Annotated in this window: 19 protein-coding genes; 5 read left to right on the top strand and 14 right to left on the bottom strand. The window is 42.7% G+C overall.

The features are described from left to right. Positions 1-62: 62 nt before the first annotated feature. The 4 genes from KUA50_RS09160 (at position 63) to KUA50_RS09145 (ending at position 4,264) form a co-directional block, all read left to right on the top strand. A complete protein-coding gene (locus tag KUA50_RS09160; protein ID WP_218457658.1) occupies positions 63-1,370 on the top strand; it encodes a carcinine hydrolase/isopenicillin-N N-acyltransferase family protein in 1,308 nt (435 codons plus the stop codon). An 81-nt stretch (positions 1,371-1,451) separates the two neighbouring features. Then, complete coding sequence (locus KUA50_RS09155; protein ID WP_218457657.1) at positions 1,452-2,963, top strand: hypothetical protein; 1,512 nt, start codon at positions 1,452-1,454, stop codon at positions 2,961-2,963. Between the two features lie 320 nt (positions 2,964-3,283). Beyond that, positions 3,284-3,778 carry a flavodoxin FldA gene (fldA, locus tag KUA50_RS09150; RefSeq protein WP_218457656.1) on the top strand — a complete coding sequence of 165 codons (495 nt, stop codon included), beginning with the start codon at positions 3,284-3,286 and terminating at the stop codon, positions 3,776-3,778. Positions 3,779-3,910: 132 nt separating this feature from the next. Further along, positions 3,911-4,264 carry a DUF2023 family protein gene (locus tag KUA50_RS09145; RefSeq protein WP_218457685.1) on the top strand — a complete coding sequence of 118 codons (354 nt, stop codon included), beginning with the start codon at positions 3,911-3,913 and terminating at the stop codon, positions 4,262-4,264. Positions 4,265-4,587: 323 nt separating this feature from the next. Here KUA50_RS09145 and KUA50_RS09140 read toward each other — a convergent pair whose 3' ends face one another. The 13 genes from KUA50_RS09140 to KUA50_RS09085 all read right to left on the bottom strand — a co-directional run bounded on the left by KUA50_RS09140 (position 4,588) and on the right by KUA50_RS09085 (position 17,615). Further along, a complete protein-coding gene (locus KUA50_RS09140) occupies positions 4,588-7,821 on the bottom strand; it encodes a S41 family peptidase (RefSeq protein WP_218457655.1) in 3,234 nt (1,077 codons plus the stop codon). Positions 7,822-8,171: 350 nt separating this feature from the next. After that, the gene (locus KUA50_RS09135) at positions 8,172-9,467 is read right to left on the bottom strand and encodes an ATP-binding protein (protein WP_218457654.1); all 1,296 of its coding nucleotides are present in this window, start codon (positions 9,465-9,467) and stop codon (positions 8,172-8,174) included. Positions 9,468-9,983: 516 nt separating this feature from the next. After that, a complete protein-coding gene (locus KUA50_RS09130) occupies positions 9,984-10,367 on the bottom strand; it encodes a DUF2752 domain-containing protein (protein WP_218457653.1) in 384 nt (127 codons plus the stop codon). Between the two features lie 5 nt (positions 10,368-10,372). Beyond that, positions 10,373-10,705: a TM2 domain-containing protein gene (locus KUA50_RS09125; RefSeq protein WP_218457652.1), complete on the bottom strand. Its 333-nt coding sequence runs from the start codon at positions 10,703-10,705 to the stop codon at positions 10,373-10,375. Between the two features lie 82 nt (positions 10,706-10,787). Next, positions 10,788-11,123, bottom strand: coding sequence for a TM2 domain-containing protein (locus KUA50_RS09120; RefSeq protein WP_218457651.1), 336 nt, complete (start codon positions 11,121-11,123; stop codon positions 10,788-10,790). 367 nt (positions 11,124-11,490) lie between these two features. Next, positions 11,491-13,014 carry a hypothetical protein gene (locus KUA50_RS09115; protein ID WP_218457650.1) on the bottom strand — a complete coding sequence of 508 codons (1,524 nt, stop codon included), beginning with the start codon at positions 13,012-13,014 and terminating at the stop codon, positions 11,491-11,493. A 7-nt stretch (positions 13,015-13,021) separates the two neighbouring features. Further along, positions 13,022-13,867, bottom strand: coding sequence for a hypothetical protein (locus KUA50_RS09110; protein ID WP_218457649.1), 846 nt, complete (start codon positions 13,865-13,867; stop codon positions 13,022-13,024). A 63-nt stretch (positions 13,868-13,930) separates the two neighbouring features. After that, positions 13,931-14,173 carry a hypothetical protein gene (locus tag KUA50_RS16890; protein ID WP_413777459.1) on the bottom strand — a complete coding sequence of 81 codons (243 nt, stop codon included), beginning with the start codon at positions 14,171-14,173 and terminating at the stop codon, positions 13,931-13,933. A 140-nt stretch (positions 14,174-14,313) separates the two neighbouring features. Further along, on the bottom strand, positions 14,314-14,646 hold the full coding sequence (locus KUA50_RS09105) for a TM2 domain-containing protein (RefSeq protein ID WP_218457647.1): 333 nt from the start codon (positions 14,644-14,646) through the stop codon (positions 14,314-14,316). A gap of 59 nt (positions 14,647-14,705) precedes the next feature. Then, complete coding sequence (locus KUA50_RS09100) at positions 14,706-15,041, bottom strand: TM2 domain-containing protein (RefSeq protein ID WP_218457646.1); 336 nt, start codon at positions 15,039-15,041, stop codon at positions 14,706-14,708. 109 nt (positions 15,042-15,150) lie between these two features. Beyond that, positions 15,151-15,879, bottom strand: coding sequence for a hypothetical protein (locus KUA50_RS09095; RefSeq protein ID WP_218457645.1), 729 nt, complete (start codon positions 15,877-15,879; stop codon positions 15,151-15,153). Positions 15,880-15,944: 65 nt separating this feature from the next. Continuing rightward, positions 15,945-16,637 carry a hypothetical protein gene (locus KUA50_RS09090; protein ID WP_218457644.1) on the bottom strand — a complete coding sequence of 231 codons (693 nt, stop codon included), beginning with the start codon at positions 16,635-16,637 and terminating at the stop codon, positions 15,945-15,947. 231 nt (positions 16,638-16,868) lie between these two features. After that, entirely contained in the window at positions 16,869-17,615 is a 747-nt protein-coding gene (locus tag KUA50_RS09085) for a uracil-DNA glycosylase family protein (protein WP_218457643.1), read from the bottom strand. Positions 17,616-18,076: 461 nt separating this feature from the next. On the opposite strand from KUA50_RS09085, the gene KUA50_RS09080 reads away from it, so the two are divergent. Beyond that, a complete protein-coding gene (locus KUA50_RS09080) occupies positions 18,077-18,631 on the top strand; it encodes a hypothetical protein (protein ID WP_218457642.1) in 555 nt (184 codons plus the stop codon). Here KUA50_RS09080 and KUA50_RS09075 read toward each other — a convergent pair. Beyond that, the gene (locus tag KUA50_RS09075; RefSeq protein WP_218457641.1) at positions 18,616-19,836 is read right to left on the bottom strand and encodes a serine/threonine-protein kinase; all 1,221 of its coding nucleotides are present in this window, start codon (positions 19,834-19,836) and stop codon (positions 18,616-18,618) included. The two genes, KUA50_RS09080 and KUA50_RS09075, sit on opposite strands and share 16 nt — an antisense overlap. Positions 19,837-20,040: the final 204 nt, after the last annotated feature.

The raw sequence follows: 20,040 nt of genomic DNA, 5'->3' as shown, positions 1-20,040 counted from the left end.
TTTTCCATTACTTTTGCATCGAAAAATAAAATGAATCATTCATCTCTTAAATATCACTAATTATGAAAAGAAACAATACTTTCAACAGCAAGCACATTCAGTGGCTAATGTTTGCATGCTTAACTTTCTGCTTTACCTTCTTCATGGTTATGGTGTCTTCGTGCAGCGATGATGACCCTGAAGAAGTATACAACCAGGCTCACTATCAGGACGTACCGGCCAGTCTGCTGACCGATGCCAAGAAACTGGAGATGGTAAGGTCTATCCAGGACTTGAAAGACGGAAGATTCTTCTATCTTGACTATACGGAGGATTACAAACTCCCTACCATATCAGGATTCAATCTCACCGACAACACCCATCTGATTGGTGCCGTATTGAAAACCCTCTGCGACAAGACGCCATCCTGGCTCAAGGCAAGGGTTAAGCTGGATGCAGGCTGCAGTGCCTTTGCCGTGACGACACCCGATACGGGCGATTATCTGATGGGGCGCAACTTTGATTACTCCCATGATAACGAACCGATAGCAGCTGCCCTGGTTCGTACGGCACCCAAAGGCGGACTGAAATCCATCAGTATGGTGGATGCCTACTGGATAGGTTACCGACAGGATCTCTGGCATTACATCCTATATAACAAGGCTGAGTTTGAGAAGAATAAGACGCAAGACCTATCCTATATCATGGCATTCCCATATCTCCTGATGGACGGTATGAACGAGGCTGGCTTTGCCGTTTCCGTGCTCCATCTCGACGGCAAACCGACCCAGCAGGCTAGTACGGGAAAGAAATTGACTACAACCGTTGCCTTGCGCATGATGTTGGATCATGCCAGAACTGTGGATGAAGCTCTCAAGATTCTGGACGGATATGACCTCTGGATACCGGATAACGACGGCAACTATCATTTCTACATGGCAGATGCCACGGGCCGTTATGCCATCGTAGAATTCGTGTATGACAAGGATCATCAGAGCAAGATGTACATAGACGATGAATATACGGGTGAGGATGGCAAAACTTATTTTAAATATCCTGACATCTTACCAAACACCCGCGAGGTGATAGAAAAGCGCTATGCCAGCAACTTCTATGTATCTGAAACCATGGCATGTTCTGATAAAGGTCCGAAGCTCTCGAACCACGGCAAGACCCGCTATGACATGATGGAATTCGTCATCAAGCAGAACAACAATCAGTTGTCTGAGGAAGGAGCCATGAATCTGCTCAATGGCGTGAGTCAGGCAGAAACTCCGGGCAATCCTACGAGCCATACCCAGTGGTCGGTGGTGTATAATCTTTCTCAGCGCAAGGCTACGGTCTGTGTGAATCGAGACTATAAGAATAAATTTACGTTCAACTTAAAATAGGCAGAAAATCTTGATAAGGCTGCCAGTGAATTCTTTAATCATTTAATTCTTTAAAATATGAACTATAATATAAGAATGAAAATGAAGTTTTTTGTAAAGTCTGTGTTGTGTTTGGTAATGTTGACTTCGTTATGTTGCTCATGTTCTGATGATAGCGAATCTTGGGAAGAACTTGACGCACCAACAGGAGAAGTCCTGCCAAAGACCGATCAACTTTCCGTTAAGCTCAATTTGCCAACGGCAGTGTTGGGTAACAATTTTAAGGAAGCAGGTTCTGCTCTTGTAAACCGCCTGACAAAGAACGTGTCAATAAATGACAATAGCGTGAGGGTGGTGGTTCTCGACAACGAAACCGCCTTGACCATTGATGGCGATATGTTGGAGAAAGTGAAACAGGTTTATGACAAAGGAGGCGTAATAGCCATAACTGAACCGTCGAAGGCCACAATGGAAAGACTAAAAAAATATAAACTGGGAGATGCGCTTATGCACGACTATGACGACGATGATGGCAATGGGCACTTCAATGATATTTATGCTTTCAATAAGAAGGGAGGAGAAATGCATCTCGAAGATCTGAACGACTCAGATGAGGCTCAAATATCGTCAGTGGTAATCAAAGAGGACGGTGATACCACAAGGACAGAGCTTGCAGAAGCCAATCTTTCCCAAGAGCACACGCCTTACACATATGGTTTATTTGCAGATGCCGTAGCCACATGGATAGAAAAACAAGCTGTTGTAAGCGAGCCCAATACCAACGGTGGCTCAAACGATATTCATTCCATGACAAAGGCGCAGACAATTACGTACATATATTACCCGACGTATCCAGGGCATGACAAGGCTAAAGGTCGCTCCGCATTGTACCAAGTAACATATACCATATATGCAGTGTACTCTTTTGATCAAAACATGGATTACTATATGGTACATCAAGAAATCCTTGGAAACAATTCGACGATGATGCTTTCTGATAAATGGAAGGAAAACAAGGGTACATGCTATGGTTTTTACTTGGGAGAGATTGACAATGACCACGAAATCTTTAAACCAAACGGTGGAAGCTTCTCACCAACAGAAGTCTTTGTGCATGATCCTAGACCTGCGACTTCTGAAGGTTCGTATAGTACAACTTCGGGATATAGTGTTGATTTTGGAGGTAATATCGGGCTTGATACTTCTGGACCAAGTGCTGGATTTAGTGCAGGAGGCTCAATATCCGAAAGCTATACAATGAATGTTTCTGATGTGACTATAACAAACAAATCCTTGGATGGTGGAAGTGGAAGAGCACGGTGGAATTATGATGTGGCGGATGCTCCGGTGACATCAAACGGGTTCAAGGCTAAGATGCATGAGGCTCCATTGGTGTCTCGTAACACAATCAACCTACACAACTGTTGGTATTGGACAGTGAAGAATCCTGCTGCATATTCTGGACAATTCAGGGTTAAAGCAGTCAACAGGGTATTTTTCGAATATTCTTGGTTGCGAAATAAGGTTTTCAGTTATTCTTGGTGTCACTATCTGAGAGGTATGCGATATACTCAGAATATCTGGCTGAAAGCACCCAACAGAACGAAGAAGTGACCTCATAGAGGTCACTTCCAAACTTTCTTTTGGTTCAACTCTGTTTCTCCCATCAGCCATCTTATGGCATTGATTCTCTTGATACCGTTGTAATCGGCAGTAGGGTCTTCATCAAGTGTAAGGATATACTTAGGATATTGGTCATTGATATTTGCTGCGAAGATACTATTTTTTTTTAGGATAAACCATCCTAAAACTTTTCTCCTATCCCCATATCTAGGTATTTTCCCGAAACCATCATTTTTAGGTATTGCAGATAAAGGGAAAAGGCAGTATCTTTGCACCCGAAAATAAATGTAACTAAAAGAGATTAAGGACAAATGAAAACAACTATCGTAATTTATGGCTCTTCTACTGGCTCATGCCAGTCGATTGCCGAAACCATCGCCTCTAAGTTGGGCGTGGAAACTGTAGATGTAGCTAACATCGATGAGGCTACTATCGCAAGTCACGAGAATCTCCTTCTCGGTACTTCTACATGGGGTGCAGGCGAGATGCAGGATGACTGGTATGACGGCGTGAAGACGCTTAAGAGTGCTGGATTGGCTGGCAAGACTGTGGCTCTCTTCGGTTGTGGCGACAGCGAGTCATATTCTGACACATTCTGCGGCGGTATGAAGGAACTCTATGATGCTGCTGTGGAGGCTGGTGCTACCGTATTGCCTGGTGTTTCTACAGACGGATATACCTTTGATGATAGTGAGGCTGTGGAGGGAGACAAGTTCCTGGGACTCGCTCTTGATGATGTGAACGAGGATGATAAGACCGAGGAGCGCATCGATGCCTGGATTGAGGCTATCAAACCAGCACTTTAGTATTTAAAAATAATAATTTTTCAGGAATCATTGAAATCTCTGACTATAGAATCTTGAGTCATTTTGGTTCGTGGATTTTTAAATCATTGAAATCTCTGATTCCTGATAAAAAACTTGATAAATTCGGATAGTATGCAGCAGGAAATCGCAACACCAGTAGATCTGAAGGTTCTGATGAATCATATATATGAATATAAGAAGGGCGTGCGCCGTCTGGTGTTATATACCTTCAATAAGAAATATGAGTCTTTTGCCATAACAAGATTAGAGCGTCAGAACATTGATTATATCATTCAGCCGGTTGGTAACGACCGTTTGAATCTCTTCTTTGGTAAGAAGGAATGCCTAGATGCTATCCGTATGATTGTTACTAAACCATTGTGCCAACTTTCGCCTGAGGAGGATTTCATCCTTGGGGCGATGTTGGGATATGATATTTGTGCGCAGTGCGAGCGCTTTTGCGAGCGGAAGAAGAAAGTTTGCTAAATTAGATAAGGATTTCTCTCCCAATATCATGGGGATGTTCTCCCTCTTGATTCTTCAAGGAGATGGCTCTTTGATGGGAGAGTCTTCATATGTTATAATGTTTTATGTTAATAATGAAATAAAAGAGCGTGATTGCCCGATTGGCGACCACGCTCTTTTGAATTATATTCTTCGGAATAATTCCTGTTTTTACCCCTTGTTTTAACGGAATAATTCCTGTTTTTATCCCTTGTTTTAACAGAATAATTCCTGTTTTTAAACCTTGTTTTAACGGAATAATTCCTCTTTTTGGTACTTTTTCCGACGGAAGAAGTTCCTCTTCCTTACTTCTTCATCATTTCCTCTACGGCTCTGATGAGCTGAGTATCATGACCGGTGATGTAATCCTCTGGAGAATTATATACCTCGATGTCTGGCTGGAGAGTGGTGTTCTCGCCGAAGGTGCCACGCATGTCACGGCAACCTACCTGAGGAATACCGAATACCAGACTGCGGTCCATCAAGGTCTCCCACCATACGGCAGTCATCGTACCAGCCACTGGCGCACCAATCAGCTTGCCGATGCCCAACTCCTTATATACCCATGGGAAACCATGACCGTTGCTGTAGTCGTCCTCGCAGATCAAAACGCAGGATGGCTTGGTCCACTTGTTGAATGGATCCTTGCCCACTACCTTGCCGTGAGGTACAAATTCCTGGTACTGCTTGCCGCTGAGCAGGGTGCAGAGGTCGTCGTGCAACCAGCCGCCACCATTGTGACGCTCATCTACGATGACGGCATCCTTGGTGCGGTTCTTCTCGCTCAACAGTTCACTATATACGGTGCGGAAACTCTCGCTGTTCATCGCCTTCACGTGCACATAGGCTATTCTGCCGTGCGAAACACTGTCCACGATGGCACGGTTTCTATCCACCCATCGCTTGTAGAGCAGCTCCTGCTGGGCACCCTGCGAGATGGCCTTGATGGTGAGGTCGAAGCGCTTGCCCTTGGTGTTCTTGATGGTGAGGCGGATGTTCTTGCCAGCCTTTCCGTCGAGCAGCGCATTGTAGTCCTCGCCTGCCTTGATGTCGGTGCCGTCTATCTTCTCGATGATGCTGCCCGGAGTCACCTCGTTCTTCTTCACGGCAAAAGGACCGCGCTTGATAATCTCCTTGATCTTCAGTCCATCGCCCTCATAGGATGGGTCGAGGAATACGCCCAATGCTGCGGTAGAGAGGGTGGCTCCGCTGGCATAATAACGGCAACCGGTATGGCTGGCATTCAGCTCGCCCAGCATCTCGCTCAACATCTCAGCGAAGTCGAAGTTATTATTAATATAAGGTAAGTACTTCTCATACACTTTGCGATAGTATTCCCAGTCCACGCCCTGCATCTTAGGGTCGTAGAACTTGTCAGCCACCTGTCTCCATACGTGGTCGAAGAGATACTGACGCTCCTCGGCAGGCTTGTAGTTGAACGGAGCCTCGAAGTCGATATTCTTGGTAGATCTCGAACCGAGTTCCACCTTCTTGATATTGCTGCCGTTGCAGAGATAGAGGTTCTTCACATCCTTGTCGGCTACGAATCCGCCCTGTCCGATGCCCTTCATCATCAGCGAGGTCTTGTTCTCCTTCAGGTCGTGGCACCACAGGTCGTAGTCGCCTTCGAAAGAAGCCTGATAGTAGATCTTCTCGCCCTTGGTATCGAGGATGGCATCACCCATGTGGGATGAGTTGACGGTGAGTCGTACGATGCGGTCGCGGCAGTTGTCGATGTCCAGTTCGAGCGGTTTCACCTTGTTCACCTCTATCTTGCCAGTCTTCTCCTCTTTCTTTTTCTTGTCTTCCTTCTTCTTCTCCTCCTTCTCGTCGGCCTTCTTCTCCTTCTCGTCCTTGTTGGCCTCAGCGAGTTCGAGTTCCTCCTTGCTCATGCGGAAGCGGTCGTAGGCATCGAGGTCGAAGAACATGAGATAAGCATCGCTTTCTGCGCCCCATGAACCATGACTGCGATAACCGGCACGGTCGCTTTCGAAAAGCATCGCCTTTCCGCCGAGCACCCACTTGCCGTTGCCGTCGCTATATCCACTGTTGGTCAGGTTGTGCATCTCCTTGCCGTCGGCTTTCACCAGTGCGATATCGGTATTGTTCCATCCGCCGTTGCCTATGTAGCTGCAGAGGAGCCACTTGCTGTCCGGACTCCACTCAAACCAGATGTCGCCATCGGAGTAGGAGTAGTTGTACTTGCCGTCGAGCACGGTGCGCACATCCTTGGTCTTCAGATTGATGATGCGCAGGGTGGCACGGTCTTCATAGAAGGCCACTTCCTTGCCGTCCGGACTGTAGGCTGGATATTGCGAGGTCATATTGGTCTTGGTGAGCTGCTCCTCCTCCACATCCGTGCAGTAGGTGAAGTTCTTCTCCTTTTCGTTCTTGATCTTAGCCTGATATATTTGCCATACTCCGTTGCGCTCAGAGGCATAGACGAGACTTCTGCCGTCTGGCGAGAAGCTCACGTTGCGCTCCTGCTGCGGCGTGTCGGTGATGCGCTTGGTGGTCTTGTATTCGGTGGATGTCACATATACATCGCCGTGCATCACGAAAGCCACTTCCTTGGCGTCTGGCGAGAGGGCTATCTCTGTGGCTCCCCAGCTGCGCACCTGGCGTACGAGACTTGGCTCATCATTGTCGGCGGTGATGGAGATGTTCACCTTCTGTGGCTGTGCTCCCTCCTTCACGGTGTAGATTTCGCCGTCGTAGCCGTAGCAGAGGAGTCCGTCGGCAGAGGAGGTGAGGAATCGGATAGGATTCTTCTTCTCATGGGTGAGCTGAACGTCCTTGCCGGTAGCGATGTTGCGATGATAGATGTTGAAGGATCCCGCCTGCTCGCTCAGGTAGTAGAAACTCTCACCATCGGCAGCCCATACAGGCGTGCGGTCTTCGCCCTTGAAGGCAGTTATCTTCTGGTATTTCCCGTTGTCGAGCATCCAAATGTCGCGAGTGATAGGCGAAGTATGATGCTTGCGCCACTGGTCTTCATATCCCTTGGAGTCGTGGTAGAGCACCTGTCCCTTGCCGTTGATGCTGATGTCTTCCATCGGGATGACGGAGTAGAGTTTCGGTCTTCCGCCCTGTGTGCTTACCTCGTAAACCTGCGAGAATTCCCGGCTGGCAAAGAGGTTGCTCTCAGCGGTAGGCATGATGTTGGCAGAGAAGAGTACGTGGTCGTTGTCCTTGAAGGCAACTGGAATTTCGCGCTCACTGTTGGTGGTGATGCGTGTAGGTGCGCCTCCGTGTGCAGACATCACATATACGTCGAAACTTCCCTCGCGGTTGGAAGCGAAGGCTATTTTCTTGCCGTCAGGGCTCCAGATGGGGTAGGAGTCGTGAGCAGCATTTGTGGTGAGCTGTCTGGCTTCTCCGCCCGTGGCAGGAACGCTGTAGATGTCTCCCTTGTAGGAGAAAACGATGGTCTTGCCATCAGGCGAGATGGCAGGGTAGCGCATCCACAATGGGGCTTGCTGTGCCTGAGATGCGAGCGATGCTGCCAGAAAAGCAGCACTAAGGAATAGTTTTTTCATTATCACAAAGTCACTTTCTAATAAATTATTGTTGCAAAGTTATAGTTTTTATGTGAAATCACCAAATATTATTTTTATTTTTAAGCACGGATGTTACTTTTTTCATCGGATGTTTATTCTTTACCTTTCCTTTTTCTGTATTCTCATTTCTTGCCATCCCACTTCTCCAGTTATTGCATTGACGGGGGGCTGATTACTGATTACGATTACAGTTCGATTTTCCGCTGGTTCATCTTCGTCATTTAAAACAAGAATCAGTCATTAGGATGCAGGGGTAAGGGGGATAGGATGCATTGCGATAGCACCGCCTTAACGATATAAAAACAGATAGTTAGGGCGGCGGTATCGCTTCAGTTTTTTAATGTAGCTAAAGGAATAACCTTTACTCCATCTTCTCTTGTATAAGCCATTTCGCCCCCAGTCATGACTATCAGCAGGTCTGGTTCTCTGAGCGGCATCTGATGTTCGACCTTGTTTTTCTCACGAATCAGATTACGTAGTTGCAGGAGATGCTTGGCGCCATCGTCAATCTCCCGACTACCCAACTTGCATTCTATCAAGGCATAACGGCCATCCGCAAGATGAAGTACAATATCTGCCTCCAGGCCATAGCGGTCGTGATAGTAAGAGACTCTGCCACCCAAGGCTTGCGAATATACCTTCAAATCGCGAATGCACATACACTCGAATATGAAACCAAAGGTTCGAAGGTCTAATTCCAAACTTCTTGGCGACATACCCAAGGCCGCAACTGCTATGGAAGGATCTACAAAACAACGCTTGGCTCCCGAACGGATAGCGGCGGCAGAACGGATAGCCGGACACCATGCCTCCACATCTTCTATGACAAACAGTCTTTGCAATGCAGAAAGATAATCATCAAACGTGGGCATCGATGTTTTCTCCATTTCTACTGTGATATCTGCCAACATCTTGGATTTCTTGACAAGGGTGCAGATGTTTCGGGCATAAGAACGCATGATGAGTCGTGCTAATGCAGGCTGTCTCCTTACTCCATCCACCCTTGATATGTCTTCATCGCAAATCACATTTACATAATCCTGTGCTATCAGCAATTGTGCCTCCTGCGAAGTGACGTCCAATGATGCAGGCCAACCGCCTCGGCAAGCGGCATAAATCAGTTGCTCCACACTCATGTCTGACTGCAATCCATCAATATCGTAAGAAGGGTCATCAAACAATGAACGTAAAGATATGGAGCCTGTTGATTCTTTTGACTCATAAAGGCTCATGGGATACATGGGCATTTTGGAGATACGCCCTGTACCCGTATGCATGATTTCTCCGTTATGGTCTTCAACGACAGTAGAACCGGTTAAGATAAATTGGCCTTTCAGATTTCGCTCATCTACGGTATTTCGAACGGCATCCCACAATACCGGTGCTACCTGCCATTCGTCTATCAGTCGTGGTGTTTCACCTCTGAGCAGCAAGGAGGGTTTGGTGCGTGCCGTCGCCAGATAACCTTCACGCTTATCTGGGTCTTGCATCTTGATTACACTTTTTGACTGCTGCATGGCCGTAGTGGTTTTGCCGCACCATTTAGGACCTACAATCTGCACTGCTCCAAAGGCTTCCAGACGAAGCAGGAGCATTCTGTCTGCTATTCTGTCTAAATACTTCATATTCAGTGCTTTTTGTTTGCAAAGATAATGATAAATAATGGATTCTACAAGCGATTTTGCATTTTTGTGGCGTTTTACTTTGTATTTTAACGCTATTTTACTTTGTATTTTTGTGGCACTTTACTTTGTGTTTTTGTGATAAAGCGCTTTTGGCCCTTTTCTACCCCTTCGTCATTTCACTGGCGTGAGTTGATTACTGATTACGATTACAGTTCGATTTTCCGCTGGTTCACCTTCGTTATTTAGAATATGAATCAGTCCTTATGATGCAGGGTAAGGGGATAGATGCATTGCGATAGCACCTTGTAAGATGTACTTTAAATTTAGTTAAAAGTGGGGCGTTCCCTCATAAAATGTGTGGAAACATGATTAGATTCCCTCATGAAATGTGACGGAAGTATAGATTATTCCCTCATGAAATGTGATTTTAAGATACGGATTATGGAAAGATTGATTTCCTGCTCCAGATGAGGAGGATGAGATTGTTCCACGAAGGCCTACTGCCCCTATGAATATTTAGATGTGGCGCATGATGTTGTATGCCCATATCATGATTTCGAATGTGCAGAAGGGGATAAGAAACAGCTTGCAATTTAGTAAAGAGTTGATTCTCCCCATATAATCCCTATTGGTAAACCATTGGCTGAAAAGCAGGAAAGGGGCTAAGACAATGCCGACTAAGGCTATCACGATGTTGGGATTCATGGTGACGGCAGCCACCATGTCGCCCTTGAGCAAAAGGCTCAAGGCCCTTGTCATCCCGCATCCAGGACAAGGTATTCCCAATGCCCATTTGGTGGGGCATAGGAGAATATTTACCTTGTAGTGGGTGTAGATGAACATCCATGCGATGCCCAATAGGTAAAGCGCCGACAATATAATCGTTTCTCGTTTGCCCATTAGGTTTAGATGAGAGACATCAATTTCTCAAAGTTCTTTTCTTTGGTTCTCTTCATAATCAGAAAATAATCGACGATGGTCCAGATGCCACATCCGCCGCATGTCAGCAACTTGGCTATTCCGAGTCCTGTGTCGCCAATGTAGAAACGGTCAATACCTAAGCTACCCACCAACAGTGACAGGATGAGTGTTGTGACAGGGTCTTTGAACTGGAGAGAATACATCAATGATTTCTTCGATTCGTCCATCTGATCGAATTTCTGCTTGAGCATCATGATGCTTTCATCTGGAAAGTATTTGCTGTATGTCATTAATAGCATGTTGGTTTGTTCGCTCATAGTGATATATTTTTATGGGATAATGATATTGTATTGATGATAAACGAGGAAGAACCAGAAGGCTCTTCCTCAAATGACTTGTTTAAAAATACGTCATAAACTTTTTATAGTTGTATTCACGTGTTCTCTTACCTACGGTGAACAGGTCGATGAGCCCCCAAATACCTGCTCCTGAACAAGTAATGATTTTGACTATACCCAGACCTGTTTCGCCAAGCCAGAAGCGGTCAACACCTAAACCACCAAGGAAGAATGCGAAAAGTAATCCTACTGTAGGATTCTTCCAGTCTGTTGACATCAACATGGTCTCTTTGTCCTCATCGAGTGTGGCTAACTTTTCCTTGATCTGACCTACCATCATTGGAGGAAAGAACTTGGCATTTGCCATCATGAACTGATCAATTTTTTCTTTTTCCATAATCTTTATTTTTGTTATTAAGTTAAGAATGTTAAGATCTATTAGGTATATTTACTTTTACTTTCTAACACTGCAAATATAATGAAATAAATGAATATATCCTAATTCTATGTCGATTTTTTTTCAAAAAAGTTATTTTTTCCTTTTTTTTGACCATTCCGTTTATTCCATTTGTAGTGTAACCTTTGTTACACCTTATTATATATAGGTAACGAGTAGAGCCTAAAGTATGTGCTAACTTATCAACGACCTTGGTGGCTTTCCTTATTATGCCTAAAACCATCTCTTCTTCATTTCAGACTTCTCTATCTGTTCATAGTTTTTACAATCCTTAATACTATCTGAAAATGTCAAAGAACTCACTTTTTTATAATCTTCCGTCGTGATAAACATGTTCAACCACTCCGTTGAGACACCAAACAGTAATATTGTTACCCAAGCTGCGTAACAATCCACAGAGCTGGTATTTGTTCCATACTGAATGATACACTCTTTCAAACAATTTTACTTTAATACCTTTTATTGTACCAATATAATCATTCAAGATTCCTTCTGGCATTCCAACATAAGGCTCTATTTTTATCATCGCATCTACAGGTTTGTCTCCATATTTCTTTCTGAGCTGAGTTACCTCCTTATACATATACTCATTGTCAGCCTTGTTTATCTCTTCTTGTCTCTTATACTCAGAAGCCTGAGCACCAAGACTGACTAGATCTTCATAACCCATGAGAGGCTTTTTGAGTTCTTCAGACAATTGCTGCTTTGACATTCCTATATACGACTCTCCAATAACATCTCCTGCACTATTGAGCTTATAACCAGCCACTAATTCGAACTGCTCACTGGACAAACGTTTTGTATTTGCACTCCATAGCGTAGGTTTTACTGGTTTTAACTTCAGATAGCATCCTCCTTTTTCCTGTAAAAATCCATAAAGATTTTCTCCATTTGGATTATATAGGAACGTGTACTCTTGACCTTTGTATGCAGACAGACAATCCGTCTCTTGTTGTACAGAATAAAGAGTGGCTATAGGTATATTTGCATTAGTACGGCGCATAATAACTCTTCCGTCTAAATAAAGATTTATACCAGAGAGGCAACCTCCATATTCATCCTTGTAATTTATAGGCTCAATTTTATCCAATGCAGAGGTCATAATGGTGGCATCTTCTCTAAACGAATCATCGCCACTACCATTATAGAATTTAGAAGGTTTGGGAACTTGTTTGATAATAGCCACCCATTGCTTAGGGTCACTATTGGTTCTGCAAAGCATAAAAGCAAGACAAGTACCAGTCTTCTTATTTTTAGCAATAACTTCCTTCAATGCTCCATTAAGATCATCCCATGCAGTAGGCTCTTGCTGCATAGCATAGAAGACAAAACTCTTCATATAAGACACATAACTCTTTTGGTCTTCTGCATTTTTCAGTTTATCAATACATTCTTTAAGAGTTATCTCCTTGTTTTGATATTTAGCCAGAACATATTCTGCAGTACCGTGAGCATAACAACGTTTTGCAAAAAAGTTCTTCCATTCTGAAAAGTAATTGGCAGGAGTTTCCACTCCAAGTTTGTCTTTATAGTCTGCCTTCAGATCATTGTCTACTTCTTCAGGAAGAACCAATTTCTTCTGGCCGTTGACTTCTTTATAAAAAACAATTTCTTTGCTCTTAAGCCATGTATTGAAAGATGCGTCAACCATTGAGATGTTATATGGAATAAATCCCGCAATATCAGAGATTGTCCATTTCTTTGTTTTCAGCAAAGCATTGAGCTCAGCAGTCTTGGCAGACTTGACAGAAGAAGCGTTCTGCGCTTTTATAGTCATACAACTAAAAAGCGCAAAACAGATTATTAGGATATTATAATGTATTCTTTTCATATTGTTTTTATTCTGGTAGTTCTATTTCATCTTGTTCTGTATCCTCAGTACTTTCTGTTTTCGGACTATTAAAAACTGGACGCACTAGAAGGCCAACGATCGCTTGATCACTATTCTGAACGGTTGCGTTTTTTAGGGACGGATTAACCTTCCCGTTTTTTTCAACGGATATTATTGCTAATATCTGAGCATTGGATTCCTTGTTGGCAGTTCTATATAGAGCCTCCGTCGCTTTTACGGTTATTCCATTATATTGGGCAAGTTGTGACAAATTAACGAAAGTCTCATTTTCTGTTATAACTGACATAAGTCTAGCCGAAACTTGTTTAGATAATTCCATGTTACCAATCCTAGCATATATATCATTAGGCGGGAAGTAAAGATAAATGGATTTGCCATTTGGTCCTGTAAATTTCGCAACATATCGTTTGTTGATTACCATATAGTCAAGGGTACAGCTCTCAAACAGTTCTTTCCACTGTTCGGCGGTAGGAATGCTCCATCCCTTGCCATATTTTTTTGTTGCAACATCATACTCTGTTCCTGCAATATTTGTAATGTCAGACTTGAATGTGTATGTATCTGACGTATAAATCTGTTTGGTTGCAGTTTCACCATACGAATAATAGCCACCAACAGAAGTAACGCTTGTTGCACCAATATTTCTATCAGCCCATTTTGTACCGCTTGGCAAACCTAAGTCCACCAATATCGGCTTAGAAGTTGTTTGTTGTGCAGGTCTTTTTGACGCAGTAGTTGGTCTCTTGGCTGTAGTACCTTTTCTTGTCTGTGCTGACAATGATAATGTAAACATCATTGCACAAGCAATGATAAATAAACTCTTGATTTTCATAATCTTTTTGTTTTTTTATTTGTTATATTCGATGTTTATAAAGCAATATGCAGTCAAGTCCGCTTATATATGCCGGACAATGTTATAAATCCATATGCTTCCTTCAGCAATTAGAATAATAAAGAGGTAAACCTTCTTGTCTAAACAGGCATTTATCCTTGCTATATAATCTTTATTTGTTGCTAATTGTGTTATTAAGATGAAAGGGGCAATGGGAAGAACTATCCAAACAAGTATGATATTGGGATTCAACCGTACTGCTGTTAATAACTTACCTTCAAGACAAAGCTTTACGGCTCTAGTCATTCCGCAACCCGGGCAAGGAATACCAAAGAGAATTTTAGTAGGGCATAGCACTAAACTTATATCATAGATGTTGTTCAGTATAATCCACACCATTCCCAATATATAAACTCCCAATAGGGTGAAAGCTTCTTGCCTAGTCATTACATGACTGTTATGAATTTTTCTAAGTTCTTCTCCTTTGTTACTTTCATGATTAAAAAGTAATCTATAATCGTCCAGATTCCACAACCTCCACAAGTAAGCAGTTTTGCTATTCCAAGACCTGTGTCACCGATATAAAATCTGTCAATTCCTAATCCGCCAGCAACAATGGAAAGTATTAATGCCATTGTTGGATCTTTTAAGCCTAATGTATACAGCATAGATGTCTTGGATTCATCCATAGCTTCGAATCTGTCCTGGATCATCATCATACTTTCATCAGGAAAATACTTGCTATATGTCATTAATAGCATATTGATTTTGTCATTCATTGTTGTCTTGCTTTTCGTTTTTGAGGAAGAGCTATTTTGCTCTTCCTCAAATCTAATGTTTAAAAATACATCATCAATTTGTTGTAATTGTACATCTTTGCACGGTTCATTACTGTAAACAAATCGATAAGTCCCCAAATTCCAGCTCCTGCACAAGTAATGAGTTTAACAACACCTAGACCTGTTTCGCCAAGCCAAAAACGGTCGACACCCAAACCGCCAAGGAAGAAAGCGAATAGGAAGGCAACAGTAGGATTCTTCCATTCAGTAGCCATCAGCATGCTCTCTTTGCTCTCGTCAAGTGACTCAAGCTTCTTTTTTACATCTTCAATCATCATTTCAGGGAAATATTTTCCATTTACCATGATGAACTGGTTAATCTTTTCTTTTTCCATAGTTTTTAAATGTTGAAAATATAATTTGTTTTTATTTTCGCAAATACAACAAGCAAGTGCGAATTTTACTAAATGTTTTGTTTATAACGCTGTTAATATACTATGTCTTTTATAAGTATTTCTTACAGCCTTTGTAATAACTAGGAGCGTATATTCTCTTAAAATAATCTTCTCCGCGATACAAGCCGTCGTTCAGGAAAGTGATGCTGGCGGAACCACTCTTGCTTTTGACTTGCAAGTCACCATTGTCTGCAAGTTTGTAGGTGAACTTTTCTTTTAGACCATTAAAGTTATTAATAAATACACCTTTTCCGCAGCCATTAACATCGGGAGCACTAAATACCCAAGCTACACTAACTGTTTCATTATCACCCAAATTAAAGATATAGTCGACGACATTGTCTTTAAATTCTTTGTATTTTGCTTGTTTTTCTGTTAGGAGCTCCAACTCCTCTTGTGCTTTCTGCTCTTTGAGCTCTAACTCTTCCTTGGCCTTTTTGTCCTTGGCAAGCATATTGCTTATCTCCGTTTTATGGTTGCCGCCATCCTTGAACTTTTCCATGTATTCATTCTCCAAAGAAATCTTGGTGGCAAGATCTTTGGTCTTGCAGATATTGGCATAGGCGGTAGAATCGTCTACCCATACTCTTAAGTTCTTGCGAATCTTGACAAGGTGTTCTGGAGATGCCTCCTCGAAGTAATTGTCAAGGTAAGCTCTCATCTCCTGAGGATTGTTCGAGGTTGATACTCGGGCAAAGGCCTTGTCCTCTTTTTCTTTAGAGTTACAGCTGGTCAAAATAGTTATGGCCAGCATGGATAAATATAAAAGTTTTTTCATATCTTATGTATTGATGTGAGATGTTGTATGAATGGGTAATGTCGTAATATTCCTATAGTCGGATATTATTTCATTGCCTCGGTCAACTTTTTGGTAATCTCGACATAGCGTTGCAATTGCTCACTGGTAAAGTTGCCTTTGGCATCCTTGCATTTTTCGAGCAAATCCTGATAGCTGCCTTCCAGCTCCTGTGCTTCGCCGAGAGTAGACATGTACTCTTCAGAACCAGGTTCCATATCCTTCAATTTAGCATAGAAGTCTGAGAGTTTGTTGACATATTCCTCGTAGGAGTCGAGCATCTCGTCGATGTCGGTGTCTGAAGATGACGAAGAGAGGTCGTTAGAGGTGTCTTCACTTTCTTTGGTCTCCTCGGTCTTCTTCGACGCCCCCTTTCCGGTAATTTGCTCGATGGCATTAGGGATGTTGCAGTATGTCATAAACATGTAATGGTTGTCGGTGGTGGCACTTTCTAGGGTATTGTTCCAAGTTTCGTATGCCTTGGTGACCTTTTTGACATTTTCGCTGTCTTCACCCTCTTTTTGGATGATCTCTTCCCAATCAGGATAGTCCTGTGAAATCTTGTACAACTTTTCCATCAGCTCGTCATGTATTCTGTCACAGTCGTCGTTGCTGGATGCAGAAGCGAGTTCTTTGGTCGAACTTTCGTATGCCTCTACCAGTTTGTCGAACATTGAAGAAGAACATGCAGAGAATAGCAATGTCAGCATGAATGCAAAAAAAACAGGAATCTTTTTCATAATTAATGATATTTAAAATTAATAATATTGTTTTTAAAAGTAATCCATAATCATCAACCTCCCATTGCAAATGTGATGAATGCAAGTTTTATCGCCAGTGAATTGTGGCAATTCAGTCAGATTATCTTTCGTGAATATCTTGTCGGGATTAATTTCATTTTATTCTATAGCTCCCGATGCTATCGCAAAGAAGAGCATAATGATAAAAGATTTTTTTCATATCCTTGTGAATTATTTATTGTTCTTATTTTTGAATACATCGACAAAAGCAGTTATTGCCTTTTCTCGATCCTCTTTTTTCATGTAGGAATTCCCAATGTAAGGAACATAAATGGGTTTACAGTTTATAGAAGCACCTATTTTGCTAAGAATTGCGTTAGCAGTTCTTCCGTGAGCAATGATGCAACTTGGCTTTATCAATTCTATCTCTTTCTGGAGAATTTCTTGATATTTATGAGTGTCAGTTTTCTGAATGCCTCTCTTGTCTTTTGTAAACAGTTTGTTGCAATCAGTCATATAAATTGCAGTTCCTGGAGCTGCTTCGAGAGCCTGAAGTATGACTGGTGTCATGAATCCCTTGCGAGTATTGGTACGATAGCTTTTGTCATGAAAGCCAAAAGGAGAGGATAAAGATAACTTTCCTTTATAGCGTTCTGTGCGTCTTGGGTCTTGGCTTACTACCATGACAATATTTGAGATTGGCTTGTCAGGGTCTGTTTGTATAAGTGTCGGTATGTCAAATCCCAAGATGCTATAGTCTTGGTAATCTTGTGGGGCATCAATATATTTAACGGCACATCCATTATCTGACGGACCATCAGGATATTCCCAATTACATTGTTCTTTCATTTCCTGGTATCTTTTCAGAAGAATATCATCGTATTTCTTCTCACTGAAGATAACACTGCTGATGCTGGATAATACTTTTTGCATTACCTGTTCGTCGGTATCTGAAATATAAATGTTAGTTCTTTCCATGATGTTTATCATTTACTTTTTGGTTATTTCATTCTAAGGCACAAAAAAAGGTGCGAACCAATTTCATTCTGTTCTGAAGGTTCTGGACTACCTGTACACAAAGAATGAAAATCAGCTCACACCAATGGGTATATGTTGATACCCATCCCGCCGAAGCGGAATGGATACAATAATATACGGTTGGGTGAACAACTTCTGTCTTCGTTCTTGTGTACAATGAATTGTCCAGATTCTCAGTACGAACCAAGCATGGTTGTTTCCTTAACATGTCTGCTGTTTTTTTAGAACAGCACTGCAAATATACCATATTTTTTTTAATGTCGTTCATCGTGAGCTGATTTTTTGCAAAAATAGCTGATTTTTTTGCTTTTTCAGCGTTCCATTCTATTCCAAGTTCGAAATATGAGGCTTTTTTTGTGGAAATATCTTATTGGTTGGATTTGTTTTACTATCTTTGCAGCATGGAACAGATATTACGTGAAATGATAGAAAAGATGGCGGGGCGTAAGATGGTTGTGCCTCGCGACTTCGTATGGTTGAGCGAAAAGGTGGAGGAACGTACTCAGCAAAGGGTGAGTGCCTCTACGCTGCGACGATTCTGGGGATATGTGAGCGAAGGGGTTTCTGCCAGTAAGTTTACCAAGGATGTCCTGGCGAAATTTCTTGGTTATGCTGACTTTCAGGAATTTGGCTTTTCGCAGGGGGCTGGTCAGCAACAGAGCCAAATGGTTATGGGCAAGGAAATCTCTTGTGATGATCTTTATGAGGGACAGATGCTCAAACTTTCCTGGCTGCCCGACAGGACCTGCATCATCAGGTATCTGGGTAATGGATATTTCAAGGTCTTGTCATCGGAAAATACCAGATTGTCGAAAGATGATACTTTTGAGTGCCGTCATTTCATCAACCATGAACCTGCTTATCTTCATGGCTGGAAACATGGAGATAGGGAGCCGGTCACTTATGCCATAGGTAAGAAGAATGGTATCATCGTAGAGCATTACTTAGAAGATTGAAAACTCGACAGGGTGGGTCTTATATATCTCTCAGCGTTATAGGAGGATAGCTCATAGATGATATCTGCCTTGCCGGCGATGTCTTTAGAGAATGTCTGCGGATAAGTCGTTGAGATGAATTCATTACTCTTATTTACAAACTGATAGAATGCCTCGCTCTTTTTCACAACAGACTGGATGGTGTCTATGCCGGATTCCTTCCACATCTTGTCGATAGTCTTCTTTCCCTTGGATATGAGTTCGGCGCTTTGTAAATGGGATGCAGAAGATGGTTCGGTAGCTGTTGGCTGCAGGGATTTCCGGCCATTGGAAAGTGGGGCAGGCTTCTTGGTTTGCTGGCGGATGACTGTATCCTTCTTGGCTTCGTGATGTGCCGGGGTGATGCTAATGCTCTTTTCCTGCTGATACAGTAAAGGATAACTGATGAAACCTAATAAGATGATACAGACCAAAGCTGCGATTCCGATACGCTTGATACCGGATAGATGCCTGTTTCTGTGAGCCATGAAATCGGCTTTGAGTTCATCCACATTGGCATATCGCTGGGTTATGGGAGCCTTGCAACGCTTGATGATTGCTGTATAGGGCTTGCCTGGAAGTATTTTTTCCAGGATGCAGCCGATGCTGAAGATGTCGTTGCGGATGTCTGCCTGTCGGGAGATGATCTGTTCTGGAGAGATGTAGCCCGGTGTGCCGGCTGGCTGTTTGAGGATGGCAAAGTCATCGGTATCTGAAAGCCCGAAATCGATGAGTTTTACATGATTGCCGTTATGGGTAATAATGATATTGGAAGGTTTTAAGTCTCTGTGTACTATCTGCTTGGCATGGATGTAATGCACTGCATCAAGCAGCTGGAGGAAGATGCCTTCTCCCTCAGTCTTCTTGCCACTCCAGTGTTCCAGCGTGATACCATCTATCCATTCCATCACGATACAGGTACCCATTTCTGGTATTTCTTCCATGCTGTAGGCTGATACGATGTAGGGATGCTGCAGGGATATGAGGATATCGAACTCTTTGTGCAGCAGGTTCTTGTAGTTTTCGTCTTGACGGTATTGCTCCTTCAATCCTTTGAGCACCCACCATCTGCCATAGCGCTTAGCCTTGCAAAGAAGGTTGAATCCTTTGCAAGGTATGGGAGTAAAGTCTGAAAATTGCTCAGACCTTCTACTTTCTTCTATGATGATTCCAGAATATGAATCCATGTTATGCAGATTGGGTTGATAACTCGATTGCAAAGTTAGCTAAAAGTTTCGAGAAAATTCTCTTTAGGGAGATTTTATTTTGAAATAGTAATCTATTTCTATAGTGATTCTGCTTCAGATATCGTAGGCTTGTGGGATGATTACTGATTACGATTACAGTTCGATTTTCCGCTCTATATAAATACAATAACCCCCAACCCGCTA

Origin of the sequence: Segatella hominis (assembly GCF_019249725.2) — a bacterium.
Taxonomy (GTDB): Bacteria; Bacteroidota; Bacteroidia; order Bacteroidales; family Bacteroidaceae; genus Prevotella.
The sequence above is the reverse complement of the archived record's forward strand: the minus strand, read 5'-3'. Positions and strand labels throughout refer to the sequence as shown.

Coding starts and splice junctions, on each gene's coding strand:
- KUA50_RS09160 (WP_218457658.1), top strand. CDS start 63: ATGAAAAGAAACAATACTTTCAACAGCAAGCACATTCAGTGGCTAATG.
- KUA50_RS09155 (WP_218457657.1), top strand. CDS start 1,452: ATGAAGTTTTTTGTAAAGTCTGTGTTGTGTTTGGTAATGTTGACTTCG.
- fldA (WP_218457656.1), top strand. CDS start 3,284: ATGAAAACAACTATCGTAATTTATGGCTCTTCTACTGGCTCATGCCAG.
- KUA50_RS09145 (WP_218457685.1), top strand. CDS start 3,911: ATGCAGCAGGAAATCGCAACACCAGTAGATCTGAAGGTTCTGATGAAT.
- KUA50_RS09140 (WP_218457655.1), bottom strand. CDS start 7,821: ATGAAAAAACTATTCCTTAGTGCTGCTTTTCTGGCAGCATCGCTCGCA.
- KUA50_RS09135 (WP_218457654.1), bottom strand. CDS start 9,467: ATGAAGTATTTAGACAGAATAGCAGACAGAATGCTCCTGCTTCGTCTG.
- KUA50_RS09130 (WP_218457653.1), bottom strand. CDS start 10,367: ATGGGCAAACGAGAAACGATTATATTGTCGGCGCTTTACCTATTGGGC.
- KUA50_RS09125 (WP_218457652.1), bottom strand. CDS start 10,705: ATGAGCGAACAAACCAACATGCTATTAATGACATACAGCAAATACTTT.
- KUA50_RS09120 (WP_218457651.1), bottom strand. CDS start 11,123: ATGGAAAAAGAAAAAATTGATCAGTTCATGATGGCAAATGCCAAGTTC.
- KUA50_RS09115 (WP_218457650.1), bottom strand. CDS start 13,014: ATGAAAAGAATACATTATAATATCCTAATAATCTGTTTTGCGCTTTTT.
- KUA50_RS09110 (WP_218457649.1), bottom strand. CDS start 13,867: ATGAAAATCAAGAGTTTATTTATCATTGCTTGTGCAATGATGTTTACA.
- KUA50_RS16890 (WP_413777459.1), bottom strand. CDS start 14,173: ATGACTAGAGCCGTAAAGCTTTGTCTTGAAGGTAAGTTATTAACAGCA.
- KUA50_RS09105 (WP_218457647.1), bottom strand. CDS start 14,646: ATGAATGACAAAATCAATATGCTATTAATGACATATAGCAAGTATTTT.
- KUA50_RS09100 (WP_218457646.1), bottom strand. CDS start 15,041: ATGGAAAAAGAAAAGATTAACCAGTTCATCATGGTAAATGGAAAATAT.
- KUA50_RS09095 (WP_218457645.1), bottom strand. CDS start 15,879: ATGAAAAAACTTTTATATTTATCCATGCTGGCCATAACTATTTTGACC.
- KUA50_RS09090 (WP_218457644.1), bottom strand. CDS start 16,637: ATGAAAAAGATTCCTGTTTTTTTTGCATTCATGCTGACATTGCTATTC.
- KUA50_RS09085 (WP_218457643.1), bottom strand. CDS start 17,615: ATGGAAAGAACTAACATTTATATTTCAGATACCGACGAACAGGTAATG.
- KUA50_RS09080 (WP_218457642.1), top strand. CDS start 18,077: ATGGAACAGATATTACGTGAAATGATAGAAAAGATGGCGGGGCGTAAG.
- KUA50_RS09075 (WP_218457641.1), bottom strand. CDS start 19,836: ATGGATTCATATTCTGGAATCATCATAGAAGAAAGTAGAAGGTCTGAG.